Origin of the sequence: Flavobacterium sp. HBTb2-11-1 (genome assembly GCF_009826975.1) — a bacterium.
In the GTDB taxonomy this organism is placed as follows: Bacteria; Bacteroidota; Bacteroidia; order Flavobacteriales; family Flavobacteriaceae; genus Flavobacterium.
In genome coordinates this window covers 466930-483380 of record NZ_WUMO01000001.1, presented here as the reverse complement: position 1 = coordinate 483380, position 16451 = coordinate 466930, and the positions used below count along the sequence as shown (strand labels likewise).

Here is a 16451-nt window from a genome sequence, read left to right as displayed (position 1 = left end):
TGTTAAGGATTTAGTTCTTGGTTCTATCAAAAATATCTAATTATTTCGAGCCATCAAAATTTACAGTAAAATAACACAAAAGCAACATTACATTCCAGTTCGAATAGCTTCAACAGGATCTAAATTTGCTGCCGAAACCGCTGGAAGAATACCAGAAATTAGTCCAATAAAGGCTGCCAAACTTGTTCCTAAAATTATATTTCCAAGACTTAAAACAAATTCAAAATCTAGCATTTTTGTCAAAACTAGAGCAATTCCCCAAACCATCAGAAGACCAATGATTCCTCCAATAACTGACAGAATGATAGCTTCAAACAAAAATTGGAATAAGATAAATTTATTTTTTGCTCCTAATGATTTTTGAATTCCGATAAGATTTGTTCTTTCTTTAACTGAAACAAACATAATATTGGCAATTCCGAAACCTCCAACCAGAAGAGAAAATCCGCTGATGATCCAGCCGACAAAATTCATCTGACCTAAAATTCCATCAATAAAATCGGTAAATCCAGAAAGCACATTAATAAAGAAATTATCCATTTCTCCCGCCTTCATTCCTCTGATTGCTCGAAGTTTCTGAGCAATTTCTGCTTTATACGCATCCATATCGACACCTTTTACTGGTTTCAACACAATAACTGGAGTCATAGAATCGCTATCTCCATACATTCTTCTTAAAAAATTAGCAGGAAGATAAACCGAAGTATCATTGCTGTCTCCAAAAAAACCGGCTCCTTGTTTTGCAATTACACCAATTACGGTGAAACGCTGCCCATATAGACGAATATTTTTCCCGATCGGATCGCTTGATCCAAAAAGTCCATCAGCGATGTCATATCCAAGAACAATAACAGGAGTTCCAGAATTCGATTCAGATTCATTATAAAATCTTCCTTTATCAAAACTCAACCCATCAATATCAACCATTTCGCTTGACGACGGAATAATATTTACATCGCTGACTGTTTTAGAATCGTATTTTAAACTTTCTCTGTTTACAAAAAGCTGGTATCCGACTTGATCAGTATTATTCATCGAATTTTTCAGTCCAATGTATTCATCATATTTTACATTCGGAAACTGTTCTCTCTTCCATTGTGGAATTTCAGACGGTCCAAAGCAATATTTCATTAAATAAATCGTATTTTTATCTAAGCTGCTTAAATCTTTAGAGATTTTTTTGTCCAAAGAGTCAACGGCTGCCAGAACAGCGATAATTGAAAAAATACCGATCGTTACGCCTAAAAGCGACAACAAAGTGCGTAATTTATTATTTCGCAAAGCATTGATGGCGAAGCTGAGACTTTCTTTTAATAATCTTAGATAAACGATCATATTTTTGTATTTTTCAATAAAGTAAAATTCAATAATTTAAATTCAAAAACCTAATAAAAGTTAACTTACTCATCAGTAGATTTTTTTAGCATTTTGTTACACTAATTTTTTTTAATATAATATATAAAAAAACTACTTTTGCAGTCTCAAAATCATAACTACACAATGAGCACAACTAAAAAAATACAATCGGCATTAATTTCTGTTTTTTCTAAAGATGGATTAGAACCAATTGTTAGAAAATTACACGAGCAAAATGTAACACTTTATTCAACTGGAGGAACTGAAGATTTCATCAAAAACCTTGGCATTCCAGTAGTTCCTGTTGAAGATATTACTTCTTTCCCAGAAATTCTTGGCGGAAGAGTTAAAACTTTGCACCCAAAAATTTTTGGTGGTATCTTGAATCGTCAAGACAACGAAAGCGACGTGCAGCAAATGAAAGAATTTGATATTCCTCAAATCGATTTAGTAATTGTTGATTTGTATCCTTTTGAAAAAACAGTTGCTTCTGGAGCTAGCGAACAGGATATTATTGAAAAAATTGATATCGGTGGTATTTCATTAATTCGTGCTGGTGCAAAAAATTTCAAAGACACTGTAATTGTAGCTTCTGTTAACGAGTACAGCTTACTTTTGGATTTGATTACAGAGCAAGACGGAGCAACAACTTTAGAAAATAGAAGATTGTTTGCTACTAAAGCATTCCATGTTTCATCTCACTATGATGGAGCTATTTTTAATTATTTCAATACAGACGAGACTATTTACAAAGAAAGTATTGCAAACGGTCAAGTTTTAAGATATGGTGAAAATCCTCACCAAAAAGGATTCTTCTTTGGAGATTTTGATGCAATGTTTGACAAACTTCACGGAAAAGAATTATCATACAACAATTTACTAGATGTTGATGCAGCGGTAAATTTAATTGCAGAATTTAAAAATGATGGACCTACGTTCGCAATTTTAAAACACAACAATGCTTGCGGATTGGCTTCAAGAAAAACGATCAGCGAAGCTTATTTAGCGGCTTTAGCTTGTGATCCTACTTCTGCTTTTGGAGGAGTGTTAATTTCTAATACTAAAATTGACTTAGAAACCGCACAGGAAATCAACAAACTATTTTGCGAAGTTGTAATTGCTCCAGCTTATGACGATGAGGCAGTTACAGTTTTACAAGAGAAGAAAAACAGAATTATTTTAGTACAACACGACGTTGAATTACCAGCTCGTCAAGTAAGAACTTGTCTTAACGGATTGTTAATTCAGGACAGAAATAATATTACGGATAATAAAGAGCATTTAAAAACCGTTACCATTACAGAACCTACTGCTCAAGAAATCGAAGATTTGATCTTTGCTTCTAAAATCTGCAAGAATACAAAATCAAACACCATTGTATTTGCTAAAAACGGAACATTGATTTCATCAGGTACAGGTCAGACTTCAAGAGTTGACGCTTTAATTCAAGCAGTTGACAAAGCAAAAGCTTTTGGATTTGATTTAAATGGAGCTTCGATGGCAAGTGATGCATTTTTCCCATTTCCGGATTGTGTAGAATTAGCTAAAAAAGCAGGAATAACTGCTGTAATTCAGCCAGGAGGTTCGATAAAAGACGAATTAAGTATAAATTATTGCAATGAAAATAATCTTGCAATGGTATTTACAGGAACTCGTCATTTTAAACATTAATTTGTTTAACTTTGTTCGATAAATAATTTATAACATTTTAAACCCCTAAAAAACTTATGGGATTTTTTGATTTCATGACCGAGGATATTGCGATAGACCTTGGAACCGCAAACACTTTAATCATTCATAATGATAAAGTTGTCATTGATAGTCCATCTATCGTTGCACGTGATAGAGTATCAGGCAAAATCATTGCTGTTGGTAAAGAAGCCAACATGATGCAAGGTAAAACACATGAAAACATCAAAACTATAAGGCCTTTGAAAGATGGTGTAATCGCTGATTTTGATGCTTCGGAAAAAATGATCAATATGTTCATTAAAAGCATTCCTGCATTGAAAAAAAGAATGTTTACCCCAGCTTTACGTATGGTTGTATGTATTCCTTCTGGTATTACTGAAGTGGAGATGAGAGCGGTGAAGGAATCTTGTGAGAGAGTAAACGGAAAAGAAGTTTATTTGATTCATGAACCAATGGCGGCGGCAATTGGTATTGGTATTGACATTATGCAACCAAAAGGAAACATGATTGTCGATATCGGAGGTGGTACAACAGAAATTGCTGTTATCGCATTAGGCGGAATTGTATGTGACAAATCTGTAAAAATCGCAGGTGACGTTTTCACAAACGATATCGTGTATTACATGCGTACACAGCACAACTTATTTGTTGGAGAAAGTACTGCCGAAAAAATTAAAATTCAAATTGGTGCGGCTATCGAAGATTTAGATGGTCCGCCAGAAGACATGTCAGTTCAAGGTAGAGATTTGCTTACTGGTAAACCAAAACAAGTAGATGTTTCTTACCGTGAAATTGCAAAAGCATTAGACAAATCTATTCAGCGTATTGAAGATGCGGTAATGGAAACATTATCTCAGACTCCTCCTGAGTTAGCGGCAGATATCTACAACACGGGTATCTATTTAGCTGGTGGAGGATCTATGTTAAGAGGCCTTGATAAACGTATCTCTCAAAAAACAGATTTGCCAGTTTATATTGCTGAAGATCCTTTGAGAGCTGTTGTTCGCGGTACAGGAATGGCTCTTAAAAACATTGCAAAATTCAAAAGCATCTTAATCAAATAAGATTCAAAATAACAATCAATTTACTTTTATAAGGGTCAAATTTCTATTGTTTGACCCTTGTAAAAACTGAAACCTTTAAGCATATCCTGAAACAAAATAACCAGACAAGAAATGCAGCAAATATTTAATTTCATTATAAGAAACAGTAATCGATTGCTGTTTTTGCTGCTTTTAGGTATTTCGTTAGGACTCACGATTCAATCTCATTCTTACCACAGAAGTAAAATAATCAGCTCTGCAAATTTCTTAAGCGGAGGTGTTTATGAAAAAATCAATCGTGTTAATGAATACATGAATTTAAGAGCTGAAAACGACGAACTTGTACTTGAGAACGCAAGATTAAAAAGTCTTTTATTCAACAAAGAAGACACATCTAAAATACCTTTACCTGACACCATTAAAGGGGTAAAACCTGCTGATATCATTGTATCAAAAGTAATTCATAACACATACAGTACACACGAAAACTTCCTTACTTTAAATTCTGGATCTAATGAAGGCGTTAAACCTGATATGGGAGTAATAAATAGTTTGGGGATTGTGGGTGTTATAGATGATACATCTCCAAGATATTCTACTGTTGTAAGCATTCTGAACATGAAATCTAGAATTAATGCCAAGTTAAAAAAATCAAACCATTTTGGTTCTTTAACATGGGATGGAAAAAGCACAGGATTCGTGCAGCTAAGAGATGTTCCGAGGCTAGCTTCAGTTAAAAAAGGAGATACCATTGTAACAGGAGGACAATCAGTGATTTTCCCTGAAGGAATCAATATTGGTACTGTTGAAACGGTTTACAAAGAAGAACAAACCAGTTTTTATGTTATAAAAGTTAAGTTATTTAACGACATGACAAACTTAGGGCACGTCTATATTATCAAAAGCAAAGACAGAGAGGAACTTATTAATTTAGAAAACAAAGAAAAAAATGAATAGCGCTCTGTTAGTCAATATTTTTCGATTTATTATGTTACTGGCAATTCAGATTGTTATCTTCAACAATATGAATTTCTTAGGATATATAAGTCCGTTCCCTTATATCTTGTATATTATTCTTTACCCAGTAAACAGCAATAAAGCTGGATTAATTATTTCAAGCTTTTTCTTAGGTCTGATCATGGATATGTTCTGTAACTCTGGCGGAATACATGCCACTGCTTGTGTTATTTTAGCCTATTACAGACCTTACATTTTTAAATTTTCTTTTGGTTTAAGTTATGAATATCAAACTATTAAACTAAACGAATCTTTAACACCCGAACGATTTTCATTCATATTGGTTTCGGTTTTAATGCATCACATTGTACTATTTGTTCTGGAAGCTTTTCAATTCAAATTTATCTGGGACATTTTGCTCCGAACCTTATTTAGTTCTATCTTTACTATAATCACCTCAATAATAATAATTTATCTTATTAAGCCCAATAAACGATGAGAAAAGTCTTGCTGCCCACTATAACTATTATTGCAGCGTCTTTGCTAGTGATTAGGATTTTTTACCTGCAGATTATTGATGATTCTTTTAAGCTGAAATCAGAAAATAATGCAATAAAAAAAGTATATGACTACCCTGAAAGAGGTTATATTTATGACCGTAACGGAAAACTTCTGGTTGCGAATCAGGCTTCTTATGACATCATGGTTATTCCAAGAGACATAAAAAAGGATCTAAATATTGCCGAATTTTGCGCTCTTCTGAATATTACACAAGAGGAATACCATAAGCGTATTGAAAAAGCAAAAGTGTACAGTCCAAGACTTCCTTCTGTTTTTTTATCACAATTGAATAAAAATGAATTTGCTGCTTTTCAGGAAAAAATCAGAAAATATGATGGTTTTTATTTCCAGAAAAGATCACTTCGCGATTATGAAGTAGATTACGGAGCCAATATTTTTGGTTCTATTACACAAGTAAATGAAAGCCAAATTGCAAAAAATCCGTACTATAACAGTGGAGATTTAATTGGAAGACAAGGTGTAGAAGAGAGTTACGAAGAAATATTGCGAGGCATTAAAGGTGTTAAATACATTCAAAAAGATAAATATAATAGAGAAATTGGCTCCTATAAGGAAGGGAGATATGATACGATTGCCGTTGCTGGAGAAGATATCAATTTGACCATTGATGCTGAGCTTCAAAAATATGGCGAGGAATTAATGATCAACAAAAGAGGCGGAATCGTTGCGCTTGAGCCAAAAACAGGTGAAATTTTAGCACTTGTTACTGCTCCATCTTACGATCCTGGAATTTTGGTTGGAAGACAAAGATCTAAAAACTACACTCTTTTATATAATGATTCTATCGCAAAACCATTATATGACAGAGGACTGTTAGCAGAATATCCTCCAGGTTCTCCGTTTAAAATCCTGACTGGTTTAATTGCATTGCAAGAAGGCGTTGTAAATGAGCAGACTACTTTTATGTGTCATCACGGATTTAGTTATGGTGGAGGACGTTTCATGAAGTGTCACGGTTTCGGTCCGCACCAATTGCATAACGGAATTTACAATTCTTGCAACACCTACTTTGGACAAGCCTATATGCTGACAATTAACAAATACAAAGACCCTGGTCAAGCTGTTGATGTTTGGAGCAGTCATGTTAAAAGTTTTGGTTTAGGCCAATTTATGGGCTACGATTTACCTACTGGAAGAAGAGGAAATATTCCAACTTCTAAAACATATAAAAGAATTTACCCTAACGGAGGATGGAGAAGCTCAACTATTGTATCAAATGCAATTGGCCAGGGAGAGGTTTTGATGACGCCAATTCAATTAGCCAATATGATGGCGACTGTTGCCAATCAGGGTTATTACTACACTCCTCATATTATTAAAAAAATTGAAGGAGAAAAGATAGACGAGAAGTTCACTACAAAACACGTGACCACGATAGATCAAAAATATTTCCCACCTGTTATCAGCGGATTATTTGATGTATATAATAAAGGTACAGCCTACGCTCTTAGAGTTGAGGGAATAGATATTTGTGGAAAAACGGGAACTGCAGAGAATTATGCAAAAATAAACGGTAAGAGAGAAAAACTTAAAGACCACTCTATATTTGTTGCTTTTGCCCCAAAAGACAATCCAAAAATCGCCATTGCCGTTATGATTGAGAATGGAGGTTTTGGTGCAACAGTTGCTGGTCCAATTGCCAGTTTAATGATTGAAAAATATTTGAGAAAAAAAATCACGAGAACTGATTTAGAAACAAGGGTATTAAATAAGAGTTTAGCAGCTGAATATGCTAAACTTGGAGGTATGAATGAAGCAAGTGCTATAGAATCTGTTCCAAAAGATTCTGTTTTGCAAGCAAAAATTGTAAAACCAAAAGCACCAGCCGCAACAGCGCCAAAAACTGAAGTTAAAAAAACAGCCGTAGACACAACAAAGAAAAACTAAGAAAGATTATTTCAAATGAAAAATCAAAGTGTAAAAAATAATATCGATTGGATAAGTGTCTTTATCTACATTGCGCTGGTAACTTTAGGTTGGCTTAATATATACTCGTCTTCTTTGTTATCTACCGATGGAACGTATCAAAAACAACTGATTTTTATTTGCTGTACTATTCCATTGATATTTGTTGTGCTTTTTGTTGATGGTAAATTTTACGAAAAATATGCTAGTATCATCTTTGGAGTTTCCTTATTGTCTCTTGCCGGATTATTCCTTTTTGGAAAAACCATAGCAGGACAGCGCTGCTGGTACGCCATAGGAAGCTTCACTTTACAGCCATCTGAGTTTGCAAAAGCCGCAACCTCTCTTGCGCTGGCCAAATACTTGAGTGACACACAAATCAACTTAAAAGAAACCAATAGACAAATCCAAGCTTTGGCTATTATGCTATTGCCTGTAATATTGATTTTGCCACAACCAGATCCTGGAAGTGCTTTAATTTATAGTGCTTTCATACTCGTTTTATATAGAGAAGGCTTGCCTTCTTGGTATGTTTGGACCGCATTTATAACCATTGTTCTTTTCGTTCTAACTTTAGTTTTAGAACCATATGCCGTTATTGCAATGGCTTTTGTTGTGTTAGCAATTATACACTTCAAAGGAAGGGTCGTTGATAGAAATATCATTTTGAGCGGTATCTTATTAGTTCTAATCTCTGGATTTGTTTTCTCTGTCGATTACGTATTTGACAATGTTTTTAAACAACACCACAGAGACCGTTTCAATATTTTATTAGGCAAAACTGTAGATATGAAAGGTATTGGATACAATACCAACCAATCTGAGATTGCAATTGGTTCTGGAGGATGGCTTGGAAAAGGTTTTCTTGAAGGGACACAAACTAAAGGAGGATTCGTACCAGAGCAGCACACCGATTATATTTTTACCACTGTTGGTGAAGAATGGGGTTTTGCAGGTTCTTTGGTTGTTATTTTACTTTTTACAGGTCTGCTTCTTAGAATTATTTATTTAGCAGAAAGACAGAAAACAAAATTCAGCCGTGTATACGGATATTGTGTTGCCGCAATTCTCTTTATCCATTTCTTTGTAAACATTGCAATGGTAATTGGAATTTTCCCAACAATCGGGGTTCCTCTACCCTTCTTTTCATATGGAGGTTCCGGACTCTGGGGATTCACTATTTTATTGTTTATTTTCCTTAAAATGGATGCCAATAAGGTGAATGAATGGTAGAATTACAAATATTCAATCCTTAAATTCCAAATCCCAATTCAAGATATCATTTAATCAACCTATAAATAATTTAAAAGCTGTAATTAAGTTTAAAAAACTAATTACAGCTTTTTGATTTTATATTTTGCTATATTATTTCTTTTAATGCTGAATAGAATATATTATCTAAACAATTAGAAATATTATTGGCAATAAGCTTTAATAACAGGCATAAAAAAATCCGAAGTTTTTAGGTTTCGGATTTTTTTTATTCTTGTTTATATCTCTTCGTGTGGTCTTTTTTTCAAAAGTTTCAGCAGAACTGGGAATGTCGAAATAATGATGATTATAATAATGATATATTCAATGTGCTTCTTCAAATCTATTCCCTGTTTTAAGAAAACACCGTATAAATAATGTCCAGCGAAAATTAAAATAAACGACCAAAGGAAAGAGCTCAAGACATTATAAAACATAAATTTCTTTTTGTCCATCGAAACGATTCCTGCAACAATTGGAGCAAACGTTCTAAAAATTGGTAAGAAACGAGCATAAATAATTGCTTTTCCACCATATTTTTCAAAAAAATCTTTTGATTGAAGCAAGTACTTTTTCTTAAACCAAAACGTATCTTCTTTTTTAAATAAATAATAACCACTTTTTGCACCAAACCAATAACCAGTCATATTTCCTAAAACTCCCATTATAGCAACTGCTGTAGCAAGTAGAAATACATTTATAAAGTCATTTGGGATGTAAGCTACATTTTCAATTAGATCACGACTGTAAATACCTGCTAAGAAAAGTAAACTATCTCCAGGCAGAAAAAAGCCTGCAAAAAGTCCTGTCTCAGCAAAAACTATAAACAGAACGATAAACAACCCAATCTGAAAACCTCCGACGCTTAAAGTAATATAAAATTCAGGGTTTAGTAACTGAGTCCATTCAAAATTATTCATAAATGTGATTGGTTATTTTTTATAGTTCGTGAAAGTAACAATAATTTACCTTAACCACAATAAAATGCGGTATTTTAAACATAAATTAACTATTAAAAAAAGCCCAAACTAATTGTTCGGGCTTCTCTATTTACTATTCTCTTACATACTTGCAACAGCTGTGAAGGTTTTCATAATCTTCGGTTGTTGCTTTAACTTCCTTAGTATCATGACCCGCCTTTGCAATTGCTTTATTCAAATCTGCAGGAGAACATTTCTCTTCGTTTAAAATAACCGAAAGCTGATGAGAGCTTACATCCCAGCTTGCTGTTTTTACTCCTGGAACACCGTAAGCCGCTTTTTCAATTCGCTTCTTACATTGTTCACAGTTACCGTTTACTTCTGTTGTGTATTTTAAATTCTTATTTTTTTTAGTTTGAGCCTGAGCTGAAAAACCTAAAAAAACCATCATTGCGATTAAAACTATTTTATTCATTGTATTTAATTTTATTATTATTGAAATTGTTATTTAATTTTAAATCTAAGCCCTGCATAATACATCTGCCCGAAAATTGGAGCATATGCAATAGACGCATCAAAATTAGGTCCAAAAGGATCATTTGCCCCTAAAATTGCTTTTTCCTGTCTATAATTTCCAATATTTTCTCCCCCAACATACACTTCAAAAACTGGAGAAAAAACTCGGGTCACTTGCGCATTCATTACAGCATAAGCAGGTGAAAAATCAGGGAACTGGTCTTCCGCAGGATTTGAAGCTGTATAAGGCAATTGTTGTTTTCCTGACCAATTATAAGTAAAATCAAACCTCCATTGCTTGTCATTATTCATCGTTGTTTCATATTCTAAATTTCCTAAGAAACGATGTTTTGCCTGAAGCGGGCGTTGGAAAGTTCCTCTTAGATAATCGGTTTGAATATCGTAATATTTATAAGCTGTTCTTAAATTCAAATTATGGATTAATTCGTAATTGAACTCAACCTGAAGACTGTTTGCAAAAGAACTTCCTTTCAAATCATAAAACAACACTTGCTGCGGACTTTGCATCACATCTACAACGGCCTGATTTTGGAAATCTGTTCTATAAAGATCAAAGCCGGCATCGGCATTTCTGTTGAAAAGACGGAATTTCTGAGAAAAACTCACTCCATAATTCCATGCAATTTCTGGATTCAACCCGTATATTTTTCCGTTAGAATCTAAAACTGAAAAAGTTCTAGAACTAGCAAAAAGCTGTTGATTTTCAGCAAAAATGTTTGCAGAACGTTTTCCTCTTCCAGCAGAAAAACGAATTACACCATTTTTCCAAGGATTATATCTCATGTGCAGTCTTGGAGTAACAAAAACTCCCAATCGATTATGGTTATCAACTCTTCCGCCTAAAATCAGACTAAAATTATCTGTATTGTCATAAGTATATTCAAAGAAAGCACCAACCGAGTTATCAATTCTGCTGACATCTGTTAAGTTTACAAATTCCTGATATTGGTCATAAGTAAAATTCAGACCTGTTGAAAATTTATGCATCGTATTATTGATAATCGAATTGAAAATCAAATTAGAATAAAAACTATTCTGTTTGATATCATATTGATTTAAACCATAATAAGAGTCTTGTTTATGGCTATTAAAAGCATTTTGAAAACCAATACTTTGATATGGCATGTCTTTAAATACATATCCAATCTTTGTCGAAACGTCAAAGCGTTCAGTATTAATTTCTGAACCCCAATAATTGGTTGTGCCACGATCACGATCTTTATCAAAATTTACTTCTCCGGTTTGTTTTTTATCATTCATATATCTGAAATTGATAAAACTTACTAAACCGCTTTCTGGATTATAATATTGATAACGGTTTAAAACATTGATTTGTTTTCCTAACGGATTATCGAGAAAACCGTCTTTGTTCATGTCGTTTTTGGCTACACGCGCATTTCCGTGAACAAATAAGCTAGTCGCCCATTTGTCTGATAATTTTTTATTGAAATGAGTGTTTAATTCAAAACGAGAATCTGTCGATCCGTAAGCATTCAAGAAGAAAGGAATATCATTTAATGGCTTTAAAAGCTCTGTATTAATCTGGCCAGAAATGCTTTCGTAACCATTTATAACGCTTCCCGCTCCTTTCGTAATTTGGACACTTTCGATCCAAGTTCCAGGCGTAAAGGATAAACCATAGGCTTGAGACGCTCCTCGAACAGATGGAATATTTTCTTCTGTAATCATTAAATATGGACTAGTCAGACCCAGCATTTTGATCTGCTTAGTGCCTGTTAAAGCATCAGAAAAATTAACATCGATTGACGGATTGGTTTCAAAACTTTCAGCCAAATTACAACAAGCTGCTTTAAGTAATTCTTTGCTGGTAATTACAGAAGTGTTGGCTGTTACTGTAAAGGATTTTTTAATTCCTTTTTGCTTTTTAGTGATTTTTACTTCTTGAAGATCTTCTTGTGAAAAAGCAGAAAAAGAAAGCAAAATCATTGCAAAAAGCATTATATTTTTTTGCATAAAAAATTGATTTTAATGTTGAAATAGAATTACATTCTTGATGTTTTTGCAAAAACAAAAACTATCAAAATGTAAATACAAAGCCTTGATTAGGACTTGCATTGCATCTTAACATTAAAATCAGGAATAGAAAATATACTGATGGTATAATTTAAATAAAGGAGGTGCATTCGCATCAGCATAATACGAAAGAACTTCTTTCTTTTTAAAAGTTGGAACTTCTAAAAAGACTAGAGGTTTGTAATCTTGTGCAACTGCTGGGAAAGCAAATTGAAAAAAGAAAAATTTGATAGTTGCGTTGTCTGATTTCTTTTCGAAATGAACAACTTTATCTTTGCAGCAAGAGTTATTTTTCTCTTTAGAACCACAACATTTCTTCTCAACAACAGGTTCTGCTGTAGTTTTTAAAGAAACCGAAGCAATTTCTCCACCACAATAGTGCACATCAAAAGCAAACCCTATATTGGAAATCAATAGAAGGAGCGCTAAAAACAGACCCGTGCACTTTTTCAAATTCATACTGCAAAGCTATTTAAAAACTATCGAAAAAAACTAAAACAAATGTTATTTTTTAGTTTTTTGAAGCTGATAATAAAATCCCGGAATAAATAATAATATCAAAATAGGCTGAATTAAAAATCGCCTAACATAAAACAGAAGCCAGCTTCCATCTGGAAAATATTCGAGTATGATATAAAACATCAATAGAAAAACAACTAAAAACACACTATAAATCAGAAGACTAAATTTAAGAATATCACTATCCTGAAATAAAGCGTAAATCAAAGCCAAAGACAAAATTGAATTTAAAAAATAACGAAAAAAAAGTCCCGCAAAAAGCTTAAGATTCTCTACTGGCGGATAAGGAATAGACTGAAAATCGGCATTAAAATATACCGAAAAAGGATCATAAAACAGTTTTCGCTCAAATGTTCTTATCAAAGCAAAACCTATTACTACAGCAATTGCCGCAAAGATTTTAAATTTCTTCTCTTTTAATTTACTTAGCATACTTTGAAAATCTATTAATCCAGAAAATCCATAAAACAAAAACATATCCGTAAATCATCAAAGGAAAAAATGTTCCATGCAGGAAATGGCTATATTGCGGAAATTGATAGATAAGCACTATCAAAAGTGAAATCCTAATAACATTCAGGATATAAATAGATATTAGTCCAAAGAATATAAATAATAATGTCTTTTTTAAATTTCCTGAAAAAGCAGCCACAAAAGACACGAAAAGAATCATTACACTTACAGCATTACATCCTTCAACTATTCTCGCTATAAATCTTCCGTTTAAAATAATCTCTTGCCAAGGATTTTGCGAGCTTTTCTGAATAATTGCGTCATAGTTTAAGAGCCTTAACAATTGCTCTGAGTTTCTTCCAGAAGCCATCGTTATAGCATCAAGATCTTCTGCTTGATAACTATTTAAATAAAATTTGTAAAGCAATGTAAGGACAATATATGTCAGAAAAAAAATGCTTATAAAAATCAGAAATGGCTTAAACTGTACTAAATATTTTTTCAAGAGATTTTTTTTTCAAATTTATATATTTTTTGAGTTCAGCTTTAAATACTTTTGTATAAAATTTAATATCATGACATTTCAAGAATTACAACCACAGATAAGCAGTATTATTGCTGATAGTCAAAAAAATAGAGACGAAAAACTATTAGCAGTCTGCAAACTTTTAAACGAAAATGTAGAATATTACAACTGGGTTGGTTTTTATTTTGCAAATCACGACACTAAAACTTTACATTTAGGCCCTTACGTTGGTGCAGAAACAGATCACACTGTTATTCCGTTTGGAAAAGGAATTTGTGGTCAGGTTGCAGAAAGCAATGCCAATTTTGTAGTGCCAGATGTTAAAGCTCAAGACAATTATATTGCCTGCAGTTTAACAGTTAAGTCTGAAATCGTAGTGCCACTTTTTGTTAATGGAGTAAATATTGGCCAAATCGACATTGACAGCCATGTAATTGATCCGTTTACAGAAGCTGACGAAAGATTTTTAGAATTTGTAAATCAAGAAGTTGCTAAATTATTCTAGAAGAACTATTTTTAAGATAAAAATAGACTGAATGAAAAGAAACATCTTACTCTTATTGCTTCTGATAATTTCAGTTAATCTGTCTGCGCAAATTAGCATGATGTCTAAAAAAATCTTTTTAGACTCCTTAAATCGTGAATGTACACCCGAAAATCATGCTTACACAAGAGTAATTACCAATTATTCTCAGAAAAGCATCCGTTATGTTGTGACTGACTTCTACAAAAATGGAAGAAAGAAAATGACGGGATCGACCTTAGATCGAGATGTTCTAAAAAAAGACGGGGAATTTATTCACTATTATAAAAATGGTGCAAAAGAATCTGTTATAAATTATTCTGAAGACCATAAAGCTGGCAAAGAAATTAGCTGGTACGAAGATCAGAGTAAAAAATGCGAAAAACAGAACATTTGGGATCCGAAAACAAAAAAGCTCCAGACTTTGATTCTAAATTGCTGGGATGTAAATAAAAATCAAACCGTTACAAATGGAAATGGAGATTACGAAGAAACAGACCAGTTTGTTACTCAAAAGGGAACAGTCAAAGGCGGATTGAAACAAGGTTACTGGGAAGGGAATGACATTTTACGAAAGATTACGTTTGTTGACAATTATGATCAAGGAGTTTTAATTTCGGGCGTAAGTACTGATGCAAACAATGTCAAATTTTCTTATTCGTCTTTGAGCGAAAAGCAATCTGGTAAAAAAGCGTTAAAATCAAAATAATAACTATACCAACTATAAACTTTTATGAAAAAAAACTATCTATTTTTTTTACTTTTTCCAATATGGATCTTTTCCCAAAGCACTTTAGATAAAATCGTATATTTTGATTCGATTGGAAAAGATGCTTCTAAAGAAAATCACATTTCTTACCGAATAATTAAAGATTATTACACTGAGAAGGATCTATATCAAGTAAAGGATTATTATAAGTCTGGGGCGTTAAAAATGGAAGGAAATTCCAAAACCAAAGACGGATATTCAAAAGAAGGCGAATATATTTATTATTTTGAAAATGGACAAAAAAAAAGAACTGAAAACTACCTTAAATCAAGATTAAATGGAAGCTTCTCAGAATGGTATGAAAATGGGAATCCACGAATTAAGGGCGAGTATCTGGAATCTGAAAAAGGATTTAGTTCGGACATGAAAATCTTTGATTTTTGGAATTCTAAAAATGAACATACCGTAGAAAAGGGAAATGGTTATTTTGAAGAAGATTGGGGAACCTCTTCGGCAAAAGGAAATTTAAACAAAGGATTTAAGGACGGAGAATGGAAAGGAATTAACGAAATCACCAAGTGCCAATACACTGAATTTTATAAAAATGGAAAGTTTATTTCTGGAAAAAGCATTAATTCCAATGGAAAAGAGTTAGAATACGATGCTTTGGAACTAAAACCATTACCTCAAAAAGGAATTAACGACTTTTATAAATATATTGGTGATCATTTTGTAAAAACGAAGGAAGCTATTGCAAATAAAATAGGCGGAAGATTGGTTATTCAGTTTATAATTGATAAAGAAGGGAAAATCATTGAGCCTAAAGTTCTCAGATCCTTAGGATATGGCCTTGATGAAGAGGCTATAAAAGTAATCACTAGTTATGAAAACTGGATTCCTGGAAAACAGAGGGGAGTACCTGTGAGAGTATTATATGCCATACCTCTTACAGTGCCAAATTAGCAAAATAATAGGATAGAAAATTATTCAAAAAATAAAAATCATTACTCTATTTTAAGATTCTTTTATTTTTGTTTGATTCTTTTGTTTTTTTAATCTAATTTTGCACCCGTCTTACAAAAGTTGTATTGACATACATAAAAATCATTTAAAACAATATTGGAATGTATTTAACTAAAGAAAAGAAAGAAGAAATCTTCGCACAACACGGTGGTGCAACAAACACAGGAAGTGCTGAAGGTCAAATCGCGTTGTTCACTTACAGAATTTCTCACTTAACTGAACACTTGAAAAAAAATCGTCACGATTATAACACTGAGCGTTCTCTTGTACTATTAGTAGGTAAAAGAAGAGCTTTGTTGGACTACTTGAAAAAGAAAGATATCAACAGATATCGTGAGATTATCAAAGTATTGAATATCAGAAAATAATCAATATAGAAAAGAGGTGCGAGAGTGCCTCTTTTTGTTTTTACATTACAGCT

Annotated in this window: 17 protein-coding genes; 10 read left to right on the top strand and 7 right to left on the bottom strand. The window is 33.0% G+C overall.

Annotated elements, in window-relative coordinates; translation table 11 throughout:
- Positions 1-87: 87 nt before the first annotated feature.
- Positions 88-1335 carry an ABC transporter permease gene (locus tag GR162_RS02205; RefSeq protein ID WP_160780823.1) on the bottom strand — a complete coding sequence of 416 codons (1248 nt, stop codon included), beginning with the start codon at positions 1333-1335 and terminating at the stop codon, positions 88-90.
- 165 nt (positions 1336-1500) lie between these two features.
- On the opposite strand from GR162_RS02205, the gene purH reads away from it, so the two are divergent.
- The 6 genes from purH (at position 1501) to rodA (ending at position 8768) form a co-directional block, all read left to right on the top strand.
- Positions 1501-3027: a bifunctional phosphoribosylaminoimidazolecarboxamide formyltransferase/IMP cyclohydrolase gene (purH, locus tag GR162_RS02200; protein ID WP_160780822.1), complete on the top strand. Its 1527-nt coding sequence runs from the start codon at positions 1501-1503 to the stop codon at positions 3025-3027.
- 56 nt (positions 3028-3083) lie between these two features.
- Positions 3084-4112 carry a rod shape-determining protein gene (locus GR162_RS02195; protein WP_008466528.1) on the top strand — a complete coding sequence of 343 codons (1029 nt, stop codon included), beginning with the start codon at positions 3084-3086 and terminating at the stop codon, positions 4110-4112.
- Between the two features lie 111 nt (positions 4113-4223).
- Positions 4224-5048 carry a rod shape-determining protein MreC gene (mreC, locus tag GR162_RS02190; protein ID WP_008466526.1) on the top strand — a complete coding sequence of 275 codons (825 nt, stop codon included), beginning with the start codon at positions 4224-4226 and terminating at the stop codon, positions 5046-5048.
- A complete protein-coding gene (locus GR162_RS02185; protein WP_008466524.1) occupies positions 5041-5547 on the top strand; it encodes a hypothetical protein in 507 nt (168 codons plus the stop codon). The genes mreC and GR162_RS02185 overlap by 8 nt, the downstream gene beginning before the upstream one ends.
- Positions 5544-7517 (top strand): penicillin-binding protein 2, encoded by a 1974-nt coding sequence (gene mrdA, locus GR162_RS02180; protein ID WP_160780821.1) that lies wholly within the window; start codon positions 5544-5546, stop codon positions 7515-7517. The genes GR162_RS02185 and mrdA overlap by 4 nt, the downstream gene beginning before the upstream one ends.
- 15 nt (positions 7518-7532) lie before the next feature.
- Positions 7533-8768: a rod shape-determining protein RodA gene (gene rodA / locus GR162_RS02175; protein ID WP_160780820.1), complete on the top strand. Its 1236-nt coding sequence runs from the start codon at positions 7533-7535 to the stop codon at positions 8766-8768.
- A 257-nt stretch (positions 8769-9025) separates the two neighbouring features.
- On the opposite strand, the gene GR162_RS02170 is transcribed toward rodA, so the two are convergent.
- From GR162_RS02170 to xrtF, 6 genes are all read right to left on the bottom strand, one after another.
- Positions 9026-9706 (bottom strand): DedA family protein, encoded by a 681-nt coding sequence (locus GR162_RS02170; protein ID WP_160780819.1) that lies wholly within the window; start codon positions 9704-9706, stop codon positions 9026-9028.
- A gap of 133 nt (positions 9707-9839) precedes the next feature.
- Positions 9840-10181: a heavy-metal-associated domain-containing protein gene (locus GR162_RS02165; RefSeq protein WP_008466516.1), complete on the bottom strand. Its 342-nt coding sequence runs from the start codon at positions 10179-10181 to the stop codon at positions 9840-9842.
- Positions 10182-10210: 29 nt separating this feature from the next.
- A complete protein-coding gene (locus GR162_RS02160; RefSeq protein WP_160780818.1) occupies positions 10211-12217 on the bottom strand; it encodes a TonB-dependent siderophore receptor in 2007 nt (668 codons plus the stop codon).
- 120 nt (positions 12218-12337) lie between these two features.
- Positions 12338-12736 (bottom strand): hypothetical protein, encoded by a 399-nt coding sequence (locus GR162_RS02155; RefSeq protein ID WP_160780817.1) that lies wholly within the window; start codon positions 12734-12736, stop codon positions 12338-12340.
- A 45-nt stretch (positions 12737-12781) separates the two neighbouring features.
- Positions 12782-13228 (bottom strand): exosortase F system-associated protein, encoded by a 447-nt coding sequence (locus GR162_RS02150; protein WP_160780816.1) that lies wholly within the window; start codon positions 13226-13228, stop codon positions 12782-12784.
- Positions 13218-13754, bottom strand: a complete 537-nt coding sequence (gene xrtF / locus GR162_RS02145; RefSeq protein ID WP_160780815.1) for an exosortase family protein XrtF — start codon at positions 13752-13754, stop codon at positions 13218-13220. The genes GR162_RS02150 and xrtF overlap by 11 nt, the downstream gene beginning before the upstream one ends.
- Before the next feature lie 70 nt (positions 13755-13824).
- Here xrtF and GR162_RS02140 point away from each other — a divergent pair, with 70 nt between their 5' ends.
- The 4 genes from GR162_RS02140 (at position 13825) to rpsO (ending at position 16398) form a co-directional block, all read left to right on the top strand.
- A complete protein-coding gene (locus GR162_RS02140; protein WP_160780814.1) occupies positions 13825-14280 on the top strand; it encodes a GAF domain-containing protein in 456 nt (151 codons plus the stop codon).
- A 31-nt stretch (positions 14281-14311) separates the two neighbouring features.
- Complete coding sequence (locus tag GR162_RS02135; RefSeq protein ID WP_160780813.1) at positions 14312-15007, top strand: hypothetical protein; 696 nt, start codon at positions 14312-14314, stop codon at positions 15005-15007.
- A gap of 24 nt (positions 15008-15031) precedes the next feature.
- Positions 15032-15970: an energy transducer TonB gene (locus tag GR162_RS02130; protein WP_160780812.1), complete on the top strand. Its 939-nt coding sequence runs from the start codon at positions 15032-15034 to the stop codon at positions 15968-15970.
- A 161-nt stretch (positions 15971-16131) separates the two neighbouring features.
- On the top strand, positions 16132-16398 hold the full coding sequence (gene rpsO, locus GR162_RS02125) for a 30S ribosomal protein S15 (RefSeq protein WP_008466503.1): 267 nt from the start codon (positions 16132-16134) through the stop codon (positions 16396-16398).
- The last annotated feature ends 53 nt before the right edge of the window (positions 16399-16451 follow it).

Coding starts and splice junctions, on each gene's coding strand:
- GR162_RS02205 (WP_160780823.1), bottom strand. CDS start 1,335: ATGATCGTTTATCTAAGATTATTAAAAGAAAGTCTCAGCTTCGCCATC.
- purH (WP_160780822.1), top strand. CDS start 1,501: ATGAGCACAACTAAAAAAATACAATCGGCATTAATTTCTGTTTTTTCT.
- GR162_RS02195 (WP_008466528.1), top strand. CDS start 3,084: ATGGGATTTTTTGATTTCATGACCGAGGATATTGCGATAGACCTTGGA.
- mreC (WP_008466526.1), top strand. CDS start 4,224: ATGCAGCAAATATTTAATTTCATTATAAGAAACAGTAATCGATTGCTG.
- GR162_RS02185 (WP_008466524.1), top strand. CDS start 5,041: ATGAATAGCGCTCTGTTAGTCAATATTTTTCGATTTATTATGTTACTG.
- mrdA (WP_160780821.1), top strand. CDS start 5,544: ATGAGAAAAGTCTTGCTGCCCACTATAACTATTATTGCAGCGTCTTTG.
- rodA (WP_160780820.1), top strand. CDS start 7,533: ATGAAAAATCAAAGTGTAAAAAATAATATCGATTGGATAAGTGTCTTT.
- GR162_RS02170 (WP_160780819.1), bottom strand. CDS start 9,706: ATGAATAATTTTGAATGGACTCAGTTACTAAACCCTGAATTTTATATT.
- GR162_RS02165 (WP_008466516.1), bottom strand. CDS start 10,181: ATGAATAAAATAGTTTTAATCGCAATGATGGTTTTTTTAGGTTTTTCA.
- GR162_RS02160 (WP_160780818.1), bottom strand. CDS start 12,217: ATGCAAAAAAATATAATGCTTTTTGCAATGATTTTGCTTTCTTTTTCT.
- GR162_RS02155 (WP_160780817.1), bottom strand. CDS start 12,736: ATGAATTTGAAAAAGTGCACGGGTCTGTTTTTAGCGCTCCTTCTATTG.
- GR162_RS02150 (WP_160780816.1), bottom strand. CDS start 13,228: ATGCTAAGTAAATTAAAAGAGAAGAAATTTAAAATCTTTGCGGCAATT.
- GR162_RS02140 (WP_160780814.1), top strand. CDS start 13,825: ATGACATTTCAAGAATTACAACCACAGATAAGCAGTATTATTGCTGAT.
- GR162_RS02135 (WP_160780813.1), top strand. CDS start 14,312: ATGAAAAGAAACATCTTACTCTTATTGCTTCTGATAATTTCAGTTAAT.
- GR162_RS02130 (WP_160780812.1), top strand. CDS start 15,032: ATGAAAAAAAACTATCTATTTTTTTTACTTTTTCCAATATGGATCTTT.
- rpsO (WP_008466503.1), top strand. CDS start 16,132: ATGTATTTAACTAAAGAAAAGAAAGAAGAAATCTTCGCACAACACGGT.